General features: G+C 60.9%; 8 protein-coding genes. 3 read left to right on the top strand and 5 right to left on the bottom strand.

What is annotated here, in order from left to right; genetic code table 11:
• Positions 1-8: 8 nt before the first annotated feature.
• From AC3I65_RS25590 to AC3I65_RS25580, 3 genes are all read right to left on the bottom strand, one after another.
• On the bottom strand, positions 9-941 hold the full coding sequence (locus AC3I65_RS25590; protein ID WP_047230508.1) for a diiron oxygenase: 933 nt from the start codon (positions 939-941) through the stop codon (positions 9-11).
• Positions 938-1,714 (bottom strand): DUF3050 domain-containing protein, encoded by a 777-nt coding sequence (locus AC3I65_RS25585; RefSeq protein ID WP_076383235.1) that lies wholly within the window; start codon positions 1,712-1,714, stop codon positions 938-940. The genes AC3I65_RS25590 and AC3I65_RS25585 overlap by 4 nt, the downstream gene beginning before the upstream one ends.
• A 688-nt stretch (positions 1,715-2,402) precedes the next feature.
• Positions 2,403-3,095 carry a GntR family transcriptional regulator gene (locus tag AC3I65_RS25580; protein ID WP_107321456.1) on the bottom strand — a complete coding sequence of 231 codons (693 nt, stop codon included), beginning with the start codon at positions 3,093-3,095 and terminating at the stop codon, positions 2,403-2,405.
• Between the two features lie 273 nt (positions 3,096-3,368).
• On the opposite strand from AC3I65_RS25580, the gene lapG reads away from it, so the two are divergent.
• From lapG to AC3I65_RS25565, 3 genes are all read left to right on the top strand, one after another.
• Positions 3,369-3,992 carry a cysteine protease LapG gene (gene lapG, locus AC3I65_RS25575; protein WP_370695181.1) on the top strand — a complete coding sequence of 208 codons (624 nt, stop codon included), beginning with the start codon at positions 3,369-3,371 and terminating at the stop codon, positions 3,990-3,992.
• Between the two features lie 14 nt (positions 3,993-4,006).
• Positions 4,007-5,953 (top strand): cyclic di-GMP receptor LapD, encoded by a 1,947-nt coding sequence (gene lapD, locus AC3I65_RS25570; RefSeq protein WP_047230504.1) that lies wholly within the window; start codon positions 4,007-4,009, stop codon positions 5,951-5,953.
• A 1,208-nt stretch (positions 5,954-7,161) separates the two neighbouring features.
• Positions 7,162-7,521, top strand: coding sequence for a DUF6124 family protein (locus AC3I65_RS25565; RefSeq protein WP_047230544.1), 360 nt, complete (start codon positions 7,162-7,164; stop codon positions 7,519-7,521).
• Between the two features lie 286 nt (positions 7,522-7,807).
• Here AC3I65_RS25565 and AC3I65_RS25560 read toward each other — a convergent pair whose 3' ends face one another.
• Positions 7,808-8,146: a tryptophan synthase subunit beta gene (locus AC3I65_RS25560; RefSeq protein WP_281459720.1), complete on the bottom strand. Its 339-nt coding sequence runs from the start codon at positions 8,144-8,146 to the stop codon at positions 7,808-7,810.
• A 139-nt stretch (positions 8,147-8,285) separates the two neighbouring features.
• Positions 8,286-20,924, bottom strand: coding sequence for a retention module-containing protein (locus AC3I65_RS25555; protein WP_488524269.1), 12,639 nt, complete (start codon positions 20,922-20,924; stop codon positions 8,286-8,288).
• Positions 20,925-21,040 lie beyond the last annotated feature (116 nt).

Raw genomic sequence — 21,040 nt, 5'->3', positions numbered from 1 at the left:
GCGGATCCTCATGGGGTCAGGTAGTCGGCCAGGGCGTCACGCACGCAGGGGGACGCCAGCATCGAGCTGCTGCGAAAAAAGCGCGTGATATTGCCCACCAACGGGTGAAAACGATTGATGGGATACGCCAGCGCACTGGCCTCTTCGCGCAGTGACTGGCGCACCGATTCGTCGACGGGCAGGTGTGCGATCAGCTGGAAATCGAACGCCTGTTGCAGATCGCTCGCCAGGTACTGGCTGATGAAGCCGGGCATCAGTCGCGCAATCGCATCGCGGTCAGCTTCGGGCGCGCTGCGCCAGTAGATTTGCACCAGGCGCGTCCAGAATCCGGAGTGCCGTCCCTCATCCAGCAAGTGGTCGGCCATCAGGCCCTTGATCGACGCCTTGACCGAATCATCCCGGGCGAAGGCTGCCACCTCGTTGGTCACGGTGTTCTCGGCGATGGCGATGCAGATCAACTCCACGGCGCTGCGCAGATGCTCCGGTGCCTGGGCCAGCGTCGCCGGGATGGCGCGGCTGAGCTCGATCTGATCGGGCAACGGGATCGGCGCAATGCCAGTCATGTCGATGGTCTGCTGCATGAAGTCCATCGCCACCAGTGCGTGATAATCCTCGTCCACAACCACCGTCATCGCGTCGTAGCGGCAGGCGAACGGGAACTCGATGCCGAAGCTGTTCTTGGCAATGCGCCGGGCAGTGTGGTCCACCAGTTCGGTCTCGAAGATCACCACATCGTTGATGAACTTGTAGAGGCTCTGGACCAGCACAAAATCGCGCAGTTGCGGGCAGTGGCTGAGGAAGGTCTGGCTGTGCACCAGGGGCTGACGGCTCATGGGGAAGATCAACTTGTCGTCGTCTTCGACCCGGCGCCGTGGCCGGGTGCGGATGGTCGCGCGGCTTTCCCAGGCGTCGGCGAAGGATTGATATTCGACGGCGTTCATGGCGCCACCTGCGCAAGCGGTTGGGCCATGCTCTGGCGTAACCCGTCCCACAGCGCGGTGCGGCTTTGGACGGCGGCGAGTGCAGCGGCCAGCACCTCGGTTTCGCGCTGCGGGTCGCCATCGATCAGCCGGGCCAAGAGTTTTTCCGCTGCCGGGCCGTGGTCCTCGGAATCCACTTCGATGTGCCGCTGCAGGTAATAACGAAACGTCGGCGCCTGATCCAGGCCGATGCCCCAAGCGTCCAGCATGCGCTGGAACATCTGCGGGATGACGCTCTCGCGGCCATGCACGAAGGCGGCGGCCACGCTGTGGGCCGGTGCGTGCAGCGCCGTTTGCAGTGTCTGGCGGACGAACCGGGCCGCCGCCGGCTCCACTTCGACGCTCTCCAAGGCTGTTTCGGGACTGACGCCTTCCTGTTGCAAGGTGATGAACTGCTCAATGGCGCGAGTATCGGCGCCAACCTCGCGCATGGCGTCCAGGTACAGTTCGAAATGGCTGCAATAGCCGGCTCCGGGGCGGTCATCCGACTCCTCGCCCAGGACGATTTCGTTGATCAAACGTGCAGCGTGTGGGTCGGCCGGCGGTAACCAGGGCAAGTGGACACAGGTCAGCTCCCGTTGTAGCCGTTTGGTCAGTGACATGAAATCCCACACGGCAAAAACATGGCTTTGCATAAAGCGGCGCAGCAGATCGATTGATGTTATTTCAGAAAAAACCGGGTGTTGGCCAAGGGCGTGTTTTTTCAGAGATAGTTGTTCTTTGGTTGGCTGCATCGGAACGTCCTCATCAATGATGTTTGTTCGGAAAAGTCACCCGGGCTTTAATAAAAACGAGCGGGTTCCTGAACCGGAGTCCATAAGTTTCGAAAGTATTGAAGTGCTCGTCTTAACTGCGCATTCATGGCGTGCGGGCAAGGTTTTTCAGGCCCAAGCCATAAATGTAAGCGGTCGATAACAACTCGACGGATAAAAAGCTAATACGCCGAACAAGTAAGCGGCAAGTGTTTTTTTAATTATTTAAATGGGGTTATTTATTGGGCGCGAAGAGGGGTATTAAAACTTTTAATATAAGTTTTATTCAGGCGAAGCCGCTCCTTCCGATAGAGAAGTATCAGAATCGAAGAAGTTGAGTGAATGCCTCACTCGGAGCACTTCAGGGGACAGGGAAATAAGAAGTTGTTGTTTTATGGGGGGGACATCGGACGGACTTCCGATCATCCCGCCGGTTGGGCGGTGCTCCTTGCGTGTTGGCTTCGATTCGCCTGGCTGCGGCCAGGCGCTGACTTCTTCAGGTCTGTTTTTTAATCGACAAACGCAAGAGTGGGCCCAAATCGATGGCAGTGCCATTGAACTGATGGGGGCGACAGGGCGCGGCTACGCTGCGGCCTCGTCGGGCGGGCGAGAAACCGTGTAGGAGGGATGTGTAAGAAAGTGATGCGCCCCTCGGGGCGCGGAGGGCAGGTCAACGGCTTGGTTGTTGTTCCAGATAGCGACGGATGGTGACGCAGGCTTTTTCCAGATGCAGCTCCAGCAGGGCAACCGCTCTGTCGATGTCCTGCGCCGTAGCGGCCTCCAGCAGCGCGCGATGATCGTCCTGGGTCAGTTTGCCCAAGCCCATGGACGACAGATGGAAGCGCAAGAAGCGTTCTTCCTCATTGAGCTCGCGCTCGATCAGGTCCAGCAGTTTGCTGTTGGGTGCCTTGTGATAAAGCGACATGTGAAACAGCCGGTTGAGCCTGCCGATTTCAGCGTGGTCGGTCTGGGCTTCCAGTTGCTCGATGTAATGGGCGGCCATGGCCAGGTCCTCGGCATCGAGGAGGGGAATGGACAGGCGCAATGCGAAAGATTCAAGGACCGAACGCAGGGCGTACGTTTCGATCGCATTGTTGGTGATCAACGGGGCTACCACGGCGCCTTTGTGCTGAACCACATTGAGCAGTGATTGCGCCTCGAGCTGGCGCAAGGCCTCGCGTACCGGCATGCGGCTGACGCCGAACAGGTCGGCCAGTTCCTGCTGGCGCAGGGCGGTGCCGCAGGGCAGGCGCCCGTCGAGTATGGCCTCGCGCAGGGATTCTTCGATGATTGAGCGGGCCTGGGCAGCGGGAATGGGCCCGTTGACCTGGATAGTGCTTAGCGGTTTGGGCTTCTGTGTCACGACAACGCACCCTGACTGGTAGTAACAAAAATTGGATCCAAGCCAACAGTAGTTACAGATTGCCAAGCCGTCAAAACCTCGCGGCCCCGGTTCCTGAACTAAAGTTTAGTCTGCTCGTGGTGATCGCACCTTGCCATTGTCTTTTGCCGGGCCAGGCTTCACCATCCAACGCATTTCCCACGGCCCTTTTTGGACGTATTTCCCTTGGCTGCACCTTTCCCTGTTCCCAGGTCCTTGCGCTGGCTGTGTTCGGCATTGTTGCTGGCCGGCCTCATGCTGGGCGGCCTGCAGGCTGACTGGGACTTTGCGCAGATCAGCCGGCGGGCGCAAGCGTTATATGGGCCGTTGGGCGAAGGGCAGCAACGGATCGATGCCTGGCAGCAATTGTTGGCGACCCAGAAGCAGACGCCGGAGCTTGAGCAGCTCAAGGTGGTGAACCTGTTTTTCAACAAACGGGTGCGCTACGTCGAAGACATCGACTTGTGGCGTCAGGTCGATTACTGGGAGACCCCGATCCAGGCCTTGTGGAAAGGGGCCGGGGATTGCGAGGACTACGCCATTGCCAAGTACTTCAGCCTGCGTCGTCTGGGGGTGTCCAGTGACAAGCTGCGCATCACTTACGTCAAGGCGTTGCGGCAGAACCGTGCGCACATGGTGCTCACTTACTACGCAACCCCCGATGCCATGCCGCTGGTACTCGACAGCCTGATCGACGGCATCCTGCCGGCCAGCCAGCGGACCGATCTGTTGCCGGTCTACTCTTTCAATGCCGAGGGATTGTGGCTGCCAGGCGCCAAGGGCAACAAGAAAGTGGGTGACACCAAGCGCCTGTCCCGGTGGCAGGATGTGTTGAAAAAAATGCAGGCCGAAGGTTTTCCGGTCGAGACGACTAACTAGGAGCGCGCGCTCAGATGTCCTTGTTCAAACAGCTGTTGATCGCTATCTGTCTGTTCCTGGTGGTTGCCTTCAGCGGCAGCTTCATGGTCAGTCTGGAAAGCTCGCGGGCCCAGTACGTCAACCAGTTGCGCTCCCACGCCCAGGACGCGGCCACGGCGCTGGCGCTGTCCCTGACGCCGAACATCGACGACCCGGCGATGGTGGAGCTGATGGTCAGTTCGATTTTCGACAGCGGCTATTACGCAACCATCCGTGTGGTCGATGTCGCCACCGACCAAACCCTCGTCGAGCGTACCGGCACGCCCGACGCCGGCAACGTGCCGCAATGGTTCATCAAGCTCATCGGCCTGGAGCCGGCCGGTGGCGATGCGATTGTTAGCCGTGGCTGGGAACAGGCGGCGCGGGTCGAAGTGGTCAGCCACCCGATGTTCGCCCTCGCCAAGCTGTGGCAGAGCGCATTGGGCAGCCTGGGCTGGCTGCTGCTGTGCGGCGCGGTGAGCGCGGTGCTGGGGGCCTTGCTGCTGCGTCGTCAGCTCAAGCCGCTGGATTACATGGTGCACCAGTCCCATGCCATCGCCCGTCGCGAGTTCCTGAGCCTGCCGGAGCTGCCGCGCACGCCCGAACTGCGCCGGGTGGTGCAGGCGATGAACCAGATGGTCGAGAAGCTCAAGGCGCTGTTTCAGGAGCAGGCCGAGCGTAGCGAAAAACTGCGGGTCGAGTCTTACCAGGACAATCTCACGGGACTGGCCAACCGGCGGTATTTCGAAATGCAGCTCCACGCCCGGGTGAGCAACCCCGAGCAGGCCAGTTCCGGTTATCTGCTGTTGCTGCGGGTCAAGGACCTGGCCGGGTTGAACCAGCGGCTGGGCGGGCAGCGCACCGACCAGTTGCTCAAGGCCGTGGGCGAACAATTACAGCGTGAATGCGCCCGCTACCCTGAAACCCACAACATGGTGACGCGCATCCGCGGTGGGGAGTTCGCCGTGCTGGCGCCGGGGCTGGTGCGCGAGGAAGCGCTGCAACTGGCGCAGAACCTCGAAAGCGCCTTGGCCAGCCTGCATGCCACCGGTGCGACCGATGTGGCTTCGGTGGCCTCCATCGGACTGGCTCCATTCGTCCATGGCGACTCGCCGCAAGCCGTGCTCCAGCTCGGCGACCAGGCCCTTGCCCAGGCCGAAAGCCAGGGCGAACCGGGTTGGGCCTGCCTGGACCACAGCGCCTCGGCCAGCGTCGGTGACGATCATCATGCCTGGCACAATCTGCTCGACCAGGCCTTGAGCAATCAGCGCTTCGAGCTGTACTTCCAGCCGGTGGTGGCCGCCCAGGACACCCAGGTGGTGCTGCATTACAAAGTGCTGTCACGGCTGCTGGACGAGCAGGGCCAGACCATCCCCGCCGGGCGTTTTTTGCCATGGCTGGAGCGCTTCGGTTGGACCGCGCGTCTGGATCGTTTGATGCTCGAACAGGTGCTCAAGCAAATGGCCGGGCATGACCAGTCCCTGGCGTTGAACCTGTCTTCGGCGACGTTGGCCGATCCGCAGGCGCTGAACAAGGTCTTTGAGATCCTGCGGGCGCATTCCAACCTTGGGCCGCGCTTGACCCTGGAGATTGGTGAAGAGCAACTGCCGGAGCAAGCGGTGCTGGAGGAGTTGACTCGGCACCTGCGTGAGCTTGGTTTCTCCCTGAGTCTGCAGCGTTTTGGTGGGCGGTTCAGCATGATTGGCAACTTGTCGCGGTTGGGGTTGGCTTATCTGAAGATCGATGGCAGCTATATCCGTGCCATTGATCAGGAGAGTGACAAGCGCCTGTTTATTGAAGCGATCCAGCGCGCTGCTCACAGTATTGACTTGCCGTTGATTGCCGAGCGGGTTGAGACGGAGGGGGAGTTGGCGGTGATTCGGGAGATGGGGTTGTTTGGGGTGCAGGGGCAGTTGGTTGGGGAGCCTCGGCGTTGGGGGTGAGACGGCCTTGTATTCTTCTGACTGAGTACATATCCATTGCTGCGGTAACGGCGGCTTATGGTTCCGCCCTTACGGCGGGTCACTTTTGGCAAACGCCCCAAAAGTAACCAAAAGGTCTTGCCCCACCACTCGGTGCCTCGCCTAGGCTCGGCATGCCCGAACGCAGGCATTGCTCCGTGGGCCCGCCGCGAAGGGCCATCCATGGCCCAGCGCGGCTATCCCGGCATCCATGCCGGGATGCCCACTCCACAATACCTGCGTTCAGCCAGCGTGGTTAACGGGGCCCCCAGATCAAAATCAAAAGCGAGGCGGCCTGACAGCCGGCCTGGCTTTGGCGGGTGTACACCAATCAGACTTGTTTGAGCAGGACCTGTGGGAGCAAAGCTTGCTCGCGAGGCGGCCTTATAGCCGACCTGCTCTTGCGGGTGTGCACCATCAGACCAGTTTGAGCAGGATTTGTGGGAGCAAAACTTGTTCGCGATGAGGCCGACACATCCAACATCTTCATCAACTGAACCACCGCCATCGCGAGCAAGCTTTGCTCCCACAGGATGAACGCGGTCATCAGAAAACAGGTCGGCTGTCAGGCCGCCTCGCCAAGCTTTTGATCTGGGACGCCCCGTTAACCACGCTGGCCGAACGCAGGCATTGCGTAGGGGGCACCTCGGCATGGATGCCGAGGTAGCCGCGCTGGGCCATGGATGGCCCTTCGCGGCGGCCCCCGGAGCAATGCCTTCGTTCGGGCACACCGAGCCTAAGCGAGGTGCCGAGTGGTGGGGCAAAGCGTTTTTGGTTACTTTTGGCGCTCTTCCAAAAGTGACCCGCTGTAAGAGCGGAACCGCCAGTAGCCGTTACCGCAGAAACGGATATACACCCCCTCTAAAAGTCAGGTCCTAGGAGATTTCCTTCGAGTTGTGGCGAACTTGGTGAACTTGTCCGGCGTCTGCCCCGTGGCTAGTCTGGGTTTGTCACTGAAAAAACGGTGACACCGGCGTGCAAGCCGGTTAGAAAGACGCCCAACAATATCACCAGCCACTTATCGTGCATTCGTGCTCATGTTTTATGGCAGCTGTGTGCGGGAGACCTTCGGGTCTGCCGAGGTTTTTGGGCGTTGTCTTACTCGGTCTTGCACACTCGCACATAGCTGCCACCCTTCATCGCGTGCAAGCGAGCCAGGGCGGCTCTGAATTGAATAGGAAGCCCAAACCATGTTCAAAGCTACGCCTAACCCTCCACAGCCCTCATCCAAATCCCGAGTCGAAACCCTGCAAGCAAAAAAACTCGACGAAGCCGCCGAGCGCGCTCTCGACTACTATCTCAAACCCAAACCCGTCGACGAGGCCCAAGCAGGCCAGCTCTTCATCGTATCCCCGAACATCGACACCGAAACCTTACTGGCCAATGCCTCCGAAGACCTGCTGTCCATCAGCGCCATCGCCGCCGACCTGGCTGATGACGTCGACGGCTCGCGCCGCAGCGTGATCCTGGCGATCAGCCGAATGGCCGACGGGGTGCATTTGTTGGTGGAGCGGGCGATGGATCGGCTTGAGGTTCAAACGTCGAACTGACAGGCCTGTGGCGGATTGAAGATGGCCATCGCGAGCAGGCTCGCTCCCACAAGAGGCCTGTTGGCGAATGGAAAATTGCGCCCTGACACAAATCCAATTGTGGGAGCGGGCTTGCTCGCGAAGGCGTCGGCACATCCAACATCATCGCAAACTGACCCACCGCTTTCGCGAGCAAGCCCGCTCCCACATAAGAACTGCGTGACGGCAATATCTGCGACTTGCCCCATCCCCCTGTGGGAGCGAGCCTGCTCGCGATGAGGGCAGCCCCGACACCGATGAACCAGGCTTAGATCAACCCTTTCTCATCATCATCGATCAACCGGCTCAACCCGCCCAAGGCTTCCCGGGCCTGGTTGCGGTCCATCAGCTTGGCCTGGGCCGCGGGGGGCAGGTCGGTGACGCGGATGACGCCTTTGCTGGTCAGCACCTGAATCAAGTCGTCGAGTACCCGGATCATTTCCAAGTCGCTCTGCTTGAGCTGCTTGAGGCTGTTTTCTACCGCCTGGTTGGCGAACCAGTCCTGGATTTCGTGGCTGTCGGCCGGCAGGGTTTCGGTGGCCTCCGCATAAGCGGTGGCTTCCACGCGCATCAGCAGGCCTTGTGCATCGCGTTGCACATAAAACATCGGGCATCCCTCATGTATGAAGCGGCGTCATGCTGGGCAGCATAGGCCAACTGTGCGCGAGTATGGAGGGTGGCGACAAAATCGTCATCCTGGGTGCAGCCCGGTACGACCGCCCCTAAGGGCGGCCGTTAAGCCACGGTCAGCTGTTGTTGTGATCGACCTTGATGGTCGGATCACTGCCGGCGATCAACGAGTTCAGGTTGATGTTCGACCAGTTGTTACCTTCCAGCTTGATCGTCACATCAGGGGTGGCCGCTGCGGCGTCGCCCGCGTTGAACTTGCCGGAGGTGCTGACCTGCAGCGACGACACGCCATCGACCGTGCTGATCTTCAGGAAGTTGTCGATGGTGCTGCCGGTTTCGCCCTGCAACAGATCCCGCAGGTCGATCCGGTCACCTTCGCTGGCCTTGAAGTCCTTGATCACGTCGGTGCCGGTGTCGCCGGACTTCCAGACAAAGGTGTCGCCACCCAGGCCACCGATCAGGGTGTCATTGCCCTGGCCGCCGATCAGCGTGTCGTTGCCTTTGCCGCCGAGCAGGATGTCATTGCCCTTGCCGCCGTTGAGCAGGTCGTTGCCGCCCTGGCCGAAGATGATGTCATTACCGGCACCGCCCAGCAGTGTGTCATTGCCATCGTTGGCACCGGACACATCGAAAGCGTTGTAGTGCTCGGTGATGTACTGGTGCACGTTGCTGGTGGTGACTTTGCTGACTTCCACACCGCTCTGCTGGGCCACGAAGGCCTGAATGGACTGATAACCTTCGCCGGCGATGCCATTGAAGCTCACCAGGTCGCCGAACAGGATGTCGTTGCCGTCTGCCCCGTTGACTGTGTCAGCGCCCGGCAGGGTCGCCTCGGTGTGTCCGATGATGGAGTCGGCCAGGTTCTTGGGATCGATGTTGGTCTGCGGAGTCTTGTCCGAGTCGTAGTCCTTCAGGTCATCCAGCGTCACACCTTTGTTCAGGCCGATGGCTTCCACGCCAGATACCGAACTCAACAGCGCGAAAGCGCTCAGGGAGTTGCTGGTGGTGGTCGAGCCGGTACTGCTGCCGGTGCCGTCGCGGTACGACAACTCATAGGTGCCGTCGCCCTGGGCGCGCAATGTGCCCAATTCCTCACTGCTCCAGTAACCGCCCCAGGATTTTTTCCAGGTGAGCAGGGTGAGATTGCCGGATGCGTCGACCTGAACGCGATGCGTGCTGTCGAGCTCGGCGCTGAACGTCTGGCCCAGCTTGTAGTTGGTCGTGGTAATCAGGCTGTCGAGCTTCACGTCGCCATACAAGGTCGGGTTCGTCTGCTCGCCGGACTGATAATAGGTCGGCTGGCCGTCGGTGATGAAGTACGTCAGGTTGGTCGCGCCGGTGTTGCTCAGGGCTTCGCTGCTCTTGAACCAGTTGGCCGTGGTCTTGAACACGTCCTCGTAGTTGGTACCGCCGCCGGACACCATTGAATCCAGCACACTTTTGAGCAGCGCGAGTGCGTTCGGATCCTTGAGGTTGACCGATACGGTTTTATTCACCTGGCTGTCGAAGTCTGCCAGGAAAATGTTCACCGTCCCGGAGTTGCCGCCCATGCTCTGCTTGAGGGTGTTGAACACCGACGTCAACGAGTCCTTGGCGGCTGTGACGGACGCTGCGCTCATGCTGCCGGAGCTGTCGACCATGAAGGCGATGTTGTAGTTGACGCCTGGCACGACGGTCAGCCCGCCGATGTCGGCGACCACAATGTCGTTGCCGTCGGTGCCGGTGACGTTGTCACTGCCAGAGGTGGCCGTGGCGGAGTTGTAGACCGCCGGATGAACCGTGACCGGTATCTGCGCCGTGGTGGTTGCCGAGCCGCCGAGGGCTTCGGTGGAAGTCGAGGTTACGGTCAGGTTGAACTGGCCGTTGTAGTAGGTCGGTGGCGTCAGGGTCAGGCTGCCCAGATTCCAGCCGGTGACCGAGGCCTCGCCATTGCTGCCCACGGTCGCCGTGTGGCCGGCACCGTCGCTCAGCACGCTGCCTTCCGGGATCCCGCCGATTTTCACGCTCAGGCTTTCGGAGCCGTCGGTATCGGTCAGCGCCGTGGTGATCTTCGACAGGTTCACACTGCCGCCTTCGGCGCCTTCGTTGAGCTTGAAGCCGTCGTAGTAGCCTTCACCATTGGTGCCGTGCAGGTCCGAAACAGTCACGCCCGCATTCACCAGATCAGCCACGCCGGTGTACAGCGGCACGCCGGCACTGCTCAGGTCGGTCGGGGTGCTGCCGTTGACCGACAGGTTCACGTCATAGCTGCCCGGGCCGGTCTGGTTGTGGTGGTAGATGTCCAGGGTGTAGTAGCCGCTGGTGGTCGGGGTGAACGAGCCATTGAGCTTGCCGCCCGCTCCCCAGGTGATGCCCGCGACATCCTTGCCACCGATGGTCACCAACAGGCTGTCATCGCCGGTACCGCTGAAGGTGTAGGTCTTGCCAGCTTCGAGGAAAATCAGGCCCGAGGTTTTCGATGCGGTGCCCGGATTCACGTTGCTGTCGGACTGCACGTTGTTCACGGTGGTGCTGCTGTTGGGGGTTCCGGCGGCATCGATCACCGACTTCAGCGTACCGGACGGCGCGCCGCTGCCATCGGTGCCCAGGCCCGACAGACCGGTCCAGACTTCCTTGACCAGGCCAGTGGAGGTCACGGCGTTCCCGGCTACGTTGAGGGTCGGTGCGTCAGCGACCGGCGTGATGTCGATCTTCACGGTGCCGGTAGTGCCCAGCGCCTGACCGTCGGTTGGCTGGAACTTGATCTGCGCGTAATCGGATTTCTGATCGCCCACGCCGTTCGCGTTGCCGTTGGCGCCGGACTCATGGGTATCCGGTGTGAAGCGCAGTTTGCCGGCGTCGATGTCGGCCTTGGTGAAGGTCTGGTTGTTGGCCACGTCCTTCCACGTTGCACCGTCCAGGTACTGCAACATGCCGTCAGCGGGCAGTCCGGTGATTTTTACCCCAAGGCTGGATGCCGAACTGTCCACATCGCTGACACCAAAGGTCGACCAGCCAAGAATCAACGAGGTGTCTTCGGTACCGGTCACCGCGCCGCCGGTTGCGACCGGCGCATCGTTGACCCCGACCACGTTCACGGTGGTGGTGGCCGTGTTGGAGTAGTTTGTGCCGTCGGTCACCGTCACGGTGATGATGCGCGGCACGGTGCTCGGGTCGTCGCTGCTGTTGGTAAAGCTGATGTTCTTGATTTGCTGCATGTAGTCGGCCAGCGTCGCATTGCCCGACAGGGTCAGGGTGACCGTGCCGTTGGTGCTGTTGGCGTTGATGCTGATGCCGTTGACGCTGTTACCCAGGTTCAGCGCATCGCCGGGCTGACGGTTGGTCAGCACGATGGTGGCGCCGGTCAGCATCGTGCTGTCCGGGTCGGTGATTTTCAGGTCGGTGTCGCCGATGGACACGCCCGGACCGGTGGTGCCTTCGGTGAAGGTCACCTGGTAATCGGCGCCGGTCTTGCCGCTGGAGTTGTTGGCATCCAGGTCCAGTACCGGCGGTGCATCGTTGTCGATGATCGAGGTACTGACGCTGCCGTTGGTGCCGCTGACGGCCAGGTTTTCGAAGTTGCCGCCGGTGGCCGAGTCGATCTTGACCACGAAGTTTTCGGTACCTTCGGTGATCTTGTCGTCCAGCGTCGCCACGTTGAAAGTGGCGCTGGTGGCATTGGCCGGAATCTTCACGGTGTAGACGCCGGTGAAGTCCGTACCGTCGGCGGCGGTACCGCTGTAGACGATCTTGAGCGTCACTTCGGTTTGCGCCGGGTTCGTCAGGCTCACGGTGTACGTCGCGGCCTGGCCTTCGGTGACCGAGGTGCTGCCGGTGATGCTGACGATGGTGTTGTCGACGGTGTCGGTCACGTCGGTGACGGCTGGCGTGGTGCTCGGTACCAGGTTTTCGAAGTTACCGCCGGTGGCGTTGTCGATGCTGACTTCGACCTTGCCGGCGTCTTTGTAGACGTCGTCTTTTGGCGCATCGACAGTGACCGTGCCGGTGGTGGCGCCGGCAGCGATGTTGATTACAGCGCCGTTGCTCAGTGTCACGGTGACCGGAGTACCAGCAGCGTTGGTCAGGGTTGCGGTGTAGGTGATCTGACCGCCTTCAGCAACCGAATCGGTGGCGCTCAGGCTCAGGCCGGTCGAGTCCTGCACATCGGTAACGGTGGTGTCCGCTGGAGTGGCGTCGATGTCCAGTTTTTCGTAGTTACCGCCCTGGGCATCGTCGATCTTCACGCTCAGGTTGTCGCCGCCAGCAAGGGCGTCGTTCTGGGTCACGAAGTTGACCGAACCGCTGCTGGAGCCAACTGGGATGGTGATGCTTTGACCGTTCGACAGGGTGACGACCAAAGGAGCGCCCGTTACCGGGGCGTTGACCGAAGCGGTGTAAACCACGGTGCCGCCTTCAGCCACGGAGGAAGTCGCGGTCAGGCTGACAGTCGACGTGTCGATGGTATCGGTGACATCAGTCACTGCCGGAGTCGTGCTCGGAACGAGGTTCTCGAAGCTACCTCCCGTGGCGTTATCGATGCTGACTTCGACTTTGCCGGCGTCTTTGTAGACGTCGTCTTTTGGCGCATCGACAGTTACTGTGCCAGTGGTAGCGCCGGCAGCGATGTTGATTACCGCGCCGTTGCTCAGTGTCACGGTGACCGGAGTACCAGCGGGGTTGGTCAGGGTTGCCGTGTAAACAATCGAACCACCTTCGGTAACCGAGTCGGTAGCGCTCAGGCTCAGGCCGGTGGTGTCCTGCACGTCCGTAACGGTGGTGTCCGCTGGAGTGGCGTCGATGTCCAGTTTTTCGTAGTTACCGCCCTGGGCATCGTCGATCTTCACGCTCAGGTTGTCGCCGCCAGCAAGGGCGTCGTTCTGGGTCACGAAGTTGACCGAACCGCTGCTGGAGCCAACCGGGATGGTGATGCTTTGACCATTCGACAGGGTGATCACCAGCGGAGCGCCGGTCACCGGGGCGTTAACCGAAGCGGTGTAAACCACGGTGCCGCCTTCAGCTACGGAGGAAGTCGCGGTCAGGCTGACGGTCGAAGTATCAATGGTGTCGGTGACATCAGTCACTGCCGGAGTCGTGCTCGGAACGAGGTTCTCGAAGCTACCGCCGGTGGCGTTGTCGATGCTGACTTCAACCTTGCCGGCGTCTTTGTAGACGTCGTCTTTTGGCGCATCGACGGTCACGGTGCCGGTGGTGGCGCCGGCAGCGATGTTGATTACAGCGCCGTTGCTCAAGGTCACCGTCACTGGCGAGCCAGCGGCATTGGTCAATGTCGCGGTGTAAACGATCGAACCACCTTCGGCAACCGAATCGGTAGCGCTCAGGCTCAGGCCAGTGGTGTCCTGCACATCGGTAACGGTGGTGTCAGCCGGAGTGGCGTCGATGTCCAATTTTTCGTAGTTGCCGCCCTGGGCATCATCAATCTTGACGCTCAGGTTGTCGCCGCCAGCAAGGGCATCGTTCTGGGTCACGAAGTTGACCGAACCGCTGCTGGAACCGACTGGAATGGTGATGCTCTGGCCGTTCGACAGGTTGATCACCAGCGGAGCGCCGGTGACCGGTGCGTTGACCGAGGCGGTGTAAACCACGGTGCCGCCTTCGGCCACAGTCGAGGTCGCGGTCAGCGAAACGGTGCTGGTGTCGATGGTATCAGTGACATCAGTCACTGCCGGAGTCGTGCTCGGTACCAGGTTTTCGAAGTTGCCGCCCGTGGCGTTATCGATGTTGACTTCGACCTTGCCGGCGTCTTTGTAGACGTCGTCTTTTGGTGCATCGACGGTCACAGTGCCGGTGGTGGCGCCAGCGGCGATGTTGATCACGGCGCCGTTGCTCAGGGTCACGGTGACTGGCGAACCAGCGGCGTTGGTCAGGGTCGCGGTGTAAACAATCGAACCACCTTCGGCAACAGTGTCAGTGGCCGAGAGCGTCAGGCCAGTCGTGTCCTGTACGTCGGTAACGGTGGTGTCCGCTGGAGTGGCATCGATGTCCAGTTTTTCGTAGTTGCCGCCCTGGGCGTCATCAATCTTGACGCTCAGGTTGTCGCCGCCAGCAAGGGCATCGTTCTGGGTCACGAAGTTGACCGAACCACTGCTGGAGCCAACCGGGATGGTGATGCTTTGGCCGTTGCTCAACGTTACGACCAACGGAGCGCCGGTGACCGGGGCGTTGACCGAAGCGGTGTAAACCACGGTGCCGCCTTCAGCTACGGAGGAAGTCGCGGTCAGGCTGACGGTCGAAGTATCAATGGTGTCGGTGACATCAGTCACTGCCGGAGTCGTGCTCGGAACGAGGTTCTCGAAGCTACCGCCGGTGGCGTTGTCGATGCTGACTTCAACCTTGCCGGCGTCTTTGTAGACGTCGTCTTTTGGCGCATCGACGGTCACGGTGCCGGTGGTGGCGCCGGCAGCGATGTTGATTACAGCGCCGTTGCTCAAGGTCACCGTCACTGGCGAGCCAGCGGCATTGGTCAATGTCGCGGTGTAAACGATCGAACCACCTTCGGCAACCGAATCGGTAGCGCTCAGGCTCAGGCCAGTGGTGTCCTGCACATCGGTAACGGTGGTGTCAGCCGGAGTGGCGTCGATGTCCAGTTTTTCGTAGTTGCCGCCCTGGGCATCATCAATCTTGACGCTCAGGTTGTCGCCGCCAGCAAGGGCATCGTTCTGGGTCACGAAGTTGACCGAACCGCTGCTGGAACCGACTGGAATGGTGATGCTCTGGCCGTTCGACAGGTTGATCACCAGCGGAGCGCCGGTGACCGGTGCGTTGACCGAGGCGGTGTAAACCACGGTGCCGCCTTCGGCCACAGTCGAGGTCGCGGTCAGCGAAACGGTGCTGGTGTCGATGGTATCAGTGACATCAGTCACTGCCGGAGTCGTGCTCGGTACCAGGTTTTCGAAGTTGCCGCCCGTGGCGTTATCGATGTTGACTTCGACCTTGCCGGCGTCTTTGTAGACGTCGTCTTTTGGTGCATCGACGGTCACAGTGCCGGTGGTGGCGCCAGCGGCGATGTTGATCACGGCGCCGTTGCTCAGGGTCACGGTGACTGGCGAACCAGCGGCGTTGGTCAGGGTCGCGGTGTAAACAATCGAACCACCTTCGGCAACAGTGTCAGTGGCCGAGAGCGTCAGGCCAGTCGTGTCCTGTACGTCGGTAACGGTGGTGTCCGCTGGAGTGGCATCGATGTCCAGTTTTTCGTAGTTGCCGCCCTGGGCGTCATCAATCTTGACGCTCAGGTTGTCGCCGCCAGCAAGGGCATCGTTCTGGGTCACGAAGTTGACCGAACCACTGCTGGAGCCAACCGGGATGGTGATGCTTTGGCCGTTGCTCAACGTTACGACCAACGGAGCGCCGGTGACCGGGGCGTTGACCGAAGCGGTGTAAACCACGGTGCCGCCTTCAGCTACGGAGGAAGTCGCGGTCAGGCTGACGGTCGAAGTATCAATGGTGTCGGTGACATCAGTCACTGCCGGAGTCGTGCTCGGAACGAGGTTCTCGAAGCTACCGCCGGTGGCGTTGTCGATGCTGACTTCGACCTTGCCGGCGTCTTTGTAGACGTCGTCTTTTGGCGCATCGACAGTGACGGTGCCGGTGGTGGCGCCGGCAGCGATGTTGATTACGGCGCCATTGCTCAGGGTTACGGTGACTGGCGAGCCAGCGGCGTTGGTCAATGTGGCGGTGTAAACGATCGAACCACCTTCGGCAACCGAATCGGTAGCGCTCAGGCTCAGACCGGTGGTGTCCTGTACGTCGGTAACGGTGGTGTCCGCTGGAGTGGCATCGATGTCCAGTTTTTCGTAGTTACCGCCCTGGGCATCGTCGATCTTCACGCTCAGGTTATCGCCGCCAGCAAGGGCGTCGTTCTGGGTCACGAAGTTGACCGAACCGCTGCTGGAACCGACTGGAATGGTGATGCTCTGGCCGTTCGACAGGGTGATCACCAGCGGAGCGCCGGTGACCGGTGCGTTGACCGAGGCGGTGTAAACCACGGTTCCGCCTTCGGCCACATTTGCGGTCGCGGTGAGCGAAACCGTGCTGGTATCAATGGTGTCGGTCACGTCGGTGACGGCTGGCGTGGTGCTTGGCACCAAATTCTCGAAGTTGCCACCGGTGGCGTTATCGATGCTGACTTCGACCTTGCCGGCGTCTTTGTAGACGTCGTCTTTTGGAGCATCGACGGTGACGGTACCAGTTGTGGCGCCGGCAGCGATGTTGATTACCGCGCCGTTGCTCAGTGTCACGGTGACCGGAGTACCAGCGGGGTTGGTCAGGGTTGCCGTGTAAACAATCGAACCACCTTCGGCAACCGAGTCGGTAGCGCTCAGGCTCAGGCCGGTGGTGTCCTGCACGTCAGTGACAGTCGTGTCCGCTGGAGTGGCGTCGATGTCCAGTTTTTCGTAGTTGCCGCCCTGAGCATCATCAATCTTGACGCTCAGGTTGTCGCCGCCAGCAAGGGCGTCGTTTGGTGTAACGAAGTTGACCGAACCGCTGCTGGAGCCAACCGGGATGGTGATGCTCTGGCCGTTCGACAGGGTGATGACCAACGGAGCGCCGGTCACCGGTGCGTTGACCGAAGCGGTGTAAACCACGGTGCCGCCTTCAGCCACGGAGGAAGTCGCGGTCAGGCTGACAGTCGACGTGTCGATGGTATCGGTGACATCTGTCACTGCCGGAGTCGTGCTCGGAACGAGGTTCTCGAAGCTACCGCCAGTGGCGTTATCGATGCTGACTTCGACCTTGCCGGCGTCTTTGTAGACGTCGTCTTTTGGTGCATCGACAGTGACCGTGCCAGTGGTGGCGCCAGCAGCGATGTTGATTACCGCGCCGTTGCTCAAGGTCACGGTGACCGGAGTGCCAGCGGGGTTGGTCAGGGTTGCGGTGTAAACAATCGAACCGCCTTCAGCAACAGTGTCAGTGGCCGAGAGCGTCAGGCCGGTCGTGTCCTGCACGTCCGTAACGGTGGTGTCCGCTGGAGTGGCGTCGATGTCCAGTTTTTCGTAGTTACCGCCCTGGGCATCGTCGATCTTGACGCTCAGCGAATCACCACCTGACAAAGCATCGTTCTGGGTAACGAAGTTGACCGAGCCGGAGCTGGAGCCGACTGGAATGGTAATGCTCTGACCGTTCGACAGGGTGATCACCAGCGGAGCGCCAGTGACCGGGGCGTTGACCGAAGCTGTGTAAACGACAGTACCGCCTTCAGCCACATTCGCGGTCGCAGTGAGCGAAACGGTGCTGGTGTCGATGGTATCGGTGACATCAGTCACGGCCGGAGTCGTGCTCGGAACGAGGTTCTCGAAGTTACCGCCCGTTGCGTTATCGATGCTGACTTCGACTTTGCCGGCGTCTTTGTAGACGTCGTCTTTTGGCGCATCGACGGTCACGGTGCCGGTGGTGGCGCCGGCAGCGATGTTGATTACAGCGCCGTTGCTCAAGGTCACCGTCACTGGCGAGCCAGCGGCATTGGTCAATGTCGCGGTGTAAACGATCGAACCACCTTCGGCAACCGAATCGGTAGCGCTCAGGCTCAGGCCAGTGGTGTCCTGCACATCGGTAACGGTGGTGTCAGCCGGAGTGGCGTCGATGTCCAGTTTTTCGTAGTTGCCGCCCTGGGCATCATCAATCTTGACGCTCAGGTTGTCGCCGCCAGCAAGGGCATCGTTCTGGGTCACGAAGTTGACCGAACCGCTGCTGGAACCGACTGGAATGGTGATGCTCTGGCCGTTCGACAGGTTGATCACCAGCGGAGCGCCGGTGACCGGTGCGTTGACCGAGGCGGTGTAAACCACGGTGCCGCCTTCGGCCACAGTCGAGGTCGCGGTCAGCGAAACGGTGCTGGTGTCGATGGTATCAGTGACATCAGTCACTGCCGGAGTCGTGCTCGGTACCAGGTTTTCGAAGTTGCCGCCCGTGGCGTTATCGATGTTGACTTCGACCTTGCCGGCGTCTTTGTAGACGTCGTCTTTTGGTGCATCGACGGTCACAGTGCCGGTGGTGGCGCCAGCGGCGATGTTGATCACGGCGCCGTTGCTCAGGGTCACGGTGACTGGCGAACCAGCGGCGTTGGTCAGGGTCGCGGTGTAAACAATCGAACCGCCTTCGGCAATGGTGTCAGTGGCCGAGAGTGTCAGGCCAGTCGTGTCCTGCACATCGGTAACGGTGGTATCAGCGGGAGTCGCGTCGATGTCCAGTTTTTCGTAGTTGCCGCCCTGAGCATCATCAATCTTGACGCTCAGGTTGTCGCCGCCGGCAAGGGCATCGTTCTGGGTCACGAAGTTGACCGAACCGCTGCTGGAACCGACTGGAATGGTGATGCTCTGGCCGCTGCTCAACGTTACGACCAACGGAGCGCCGGTGACCGGGGCGTTGACCGAAGCGGTGTAAACCACGGTGCCGCCTTCAGCCACGGAGGAAGTCGCGGTCAGGCTGACAGTCGACGTATCGATGGTGTCGGTGACATCAGTTACGGCCGGAGTCGTGCTCGGAACGAGGTTCTCGAAGTTGCCGCCGGTGGCGTTATCGATGCTGACTTCAACCTTGCCTGCGTCTTTGTAGACATCGTCAGTCGGCGCATCGACGGTCACAGTGCCAGTGGTGGCACCAGCAGCGATGTTGATTACAGCGCCGTTGCTCAGTGTCACGGTGACCGGAGTGCCAGCGGGGTTGGTCAGGGTCGCGGTGTAGACAATCGAACCGCCTTCGGCCACTTCAGTGGAAGCTGACAAACTCAGGCCGGTGGCGTCCACCGAGTCGGTAATCGTCGTCACGGCAGGTGTAGTGCTTGGCACCAGGTTTTCAAAGTTGCCGCCCGTGGCGCCGGTAATGGTGGTGCTGACGGTGCTGCCATTGTTGTAGACGTCGTTGGCCGGGGTATCGACGTTGACGGAGCCGGTGGTTTGCCCGGCGGCGATGGTGATGACCGAGCCATTGCTCAAGGTCACGGTCACCGGCGTCTGGGCCGGGTTGGTCAGGGTCGCGGTGTAGGTGATCTGGCCGCCTTCAGTGATGGTATCGCTGGCGGTCAAAGTCAGGCCGGTGGCGTCCACGGAATCGGTGATCGTCGTCACGGCAGGCGTGGTGCTCGGCACCAGGTTTTCAAAGTTGCCGCCAGTCGCACCGCTAATAGTGGTGCTGACGGTGCTGCCGTTGTTGTAGACGTCGTTGGCCGGGGTATCGACATTGACGGTGCCGGTGGTTTGTCCGGCGGCGATGGTAATGACCGAGCCATTGCTCAAGGTCACGGTCACCGGCGTCTGGGCCGGGTTGGTCAGCGTTGCGGTGTAGGTGATCTGGCCGCCTTCGGTAACGGTGTTGCTGGCGGTCAAGGTCAGGCCGGTAGCGTCCACCGAATCGGTGATCGTCGTCACGGCAGGCGTGGTGCTCGGCACCAGGTTTTCAAAGTTGCCGCCCGTGGCACCGGTAATAGTGGTGCTGACGGTGCTGCCGTTGTTGTAGACGTCATTGGCCGGGGTGTCGACGTTGACGGTGCCGGTGGTTTGTCCGGCGGCGATGGTGATGACCGAGCCATTGCTCAAGGTCACGGTCACCGGCGTCTGGGCCGAGTTGGTCAGGGTGGCGGTGTAGGTGATCTGGCCGCCTTCGGTAACGGTGTTGCTGGCGGTCAAGGTCAGGCCGGTAGCGTCCACCGAATCGGTGATCGTCGTCACGGCAGGCGTGGTGCTCGGCACCAGGTTTTCAAAGTTGCCGCCCGTGGCACCGGTAATAGTGGTGCTGACGGTGCTGCCGTTGTTGTAGACGTCATTGGCCGGGGTGTCGACGTTGACGGTGCCGGTGGTCTGGCCCGCAGCGATGGTGATGACCGAGCCATTGCTCAAGGTTACGGTCACTGGCGTCTGGGCCGGGTTGGTCAGGGTGGCGGTGTAGGTGATCTGGCCGCCTTCGGTGACGGTGTTGCCGGCCGTCAAAGTGACGGTGGTGGTGTCCACGGTGTCGGTGATCTGGGTCACTGCCGGTGTGGTGGGCAAGGTCACGGCAATGCCGGTGCCGCCAGTAGTGCCGGTGACCGTGACGCTGATCTGGCTAGGGTCGTTATAGACAGTGTCGTTCGGCGCCAGGGGGACGTTGACGCTGCCGGTCAGTTGCCCGGCGGGAATCACGATCACTGCGCCGTTGGACAAGGTCACGATCAGGTTGGTCTGAGGCGCCTGGGTGACGGTCGCGGTGTAGACCAGCACGCCGCCGGCCTCGGTCAGGGTCGGGGTGGCGCTCAGGGTCAACGTCGAATCAAGCACCGCGTTGGCAGTGGTATCGGCGTCGGTGTCGCCGCCGGTGATGTCATCGTCAGCGGCCGCGGCTGCGCTCAAACCCTCAGTCGGGAACCCGATGGTCGGGTCGACGCTGCCAGCGGTGGCATCCAGCATCACAACGCTGTGGCCGCCACCGGCGGCCCCACCCGTACCTGCAGCAGTGGCGCCAGCGGCGGTGGCTTCAAGGGCGGTCGTCGGGTCGACGCCGGCGGCAATGGCCTGCTGCAATTCTTCTACCGACGGCGCAGCCTGGGCTGTGGCCTGGGCGAGATCGGTGGAGGAGTCCGGGGCACTGGCGCTCCACTGGGTGTCGCGACCCAGGTCCAGCGTGCGCCCATCGGCCAGTTCCAATGTAACGGCGCCAGCAGCGCCGGTGTCCAATTGATCGCCTGTGGACAGGCGGTCACCTTCAATGAGCACACGCCGGATGCCTTCGGGGGATACGACGAAAACCTGACCAACAATGCTTTTGACGACGGCAATAACACTGCTCATTGAAGACTCTCCGGGTGCCACGTTCAGTAGACTTCCATGTACCGAACAGCCTCTGGCTGCGCCGGTCTGGACGCTCTTGCTTCGCTAAATAAGGTTGTTTTGACGCTTCATGACGT

It is taken from the genome of Pseudomonas sp. N-1-13 (assembly GCF_057787095.1).
This window is presented reverse-complemented; position numbering and strand designations above follow the sequence as displayed.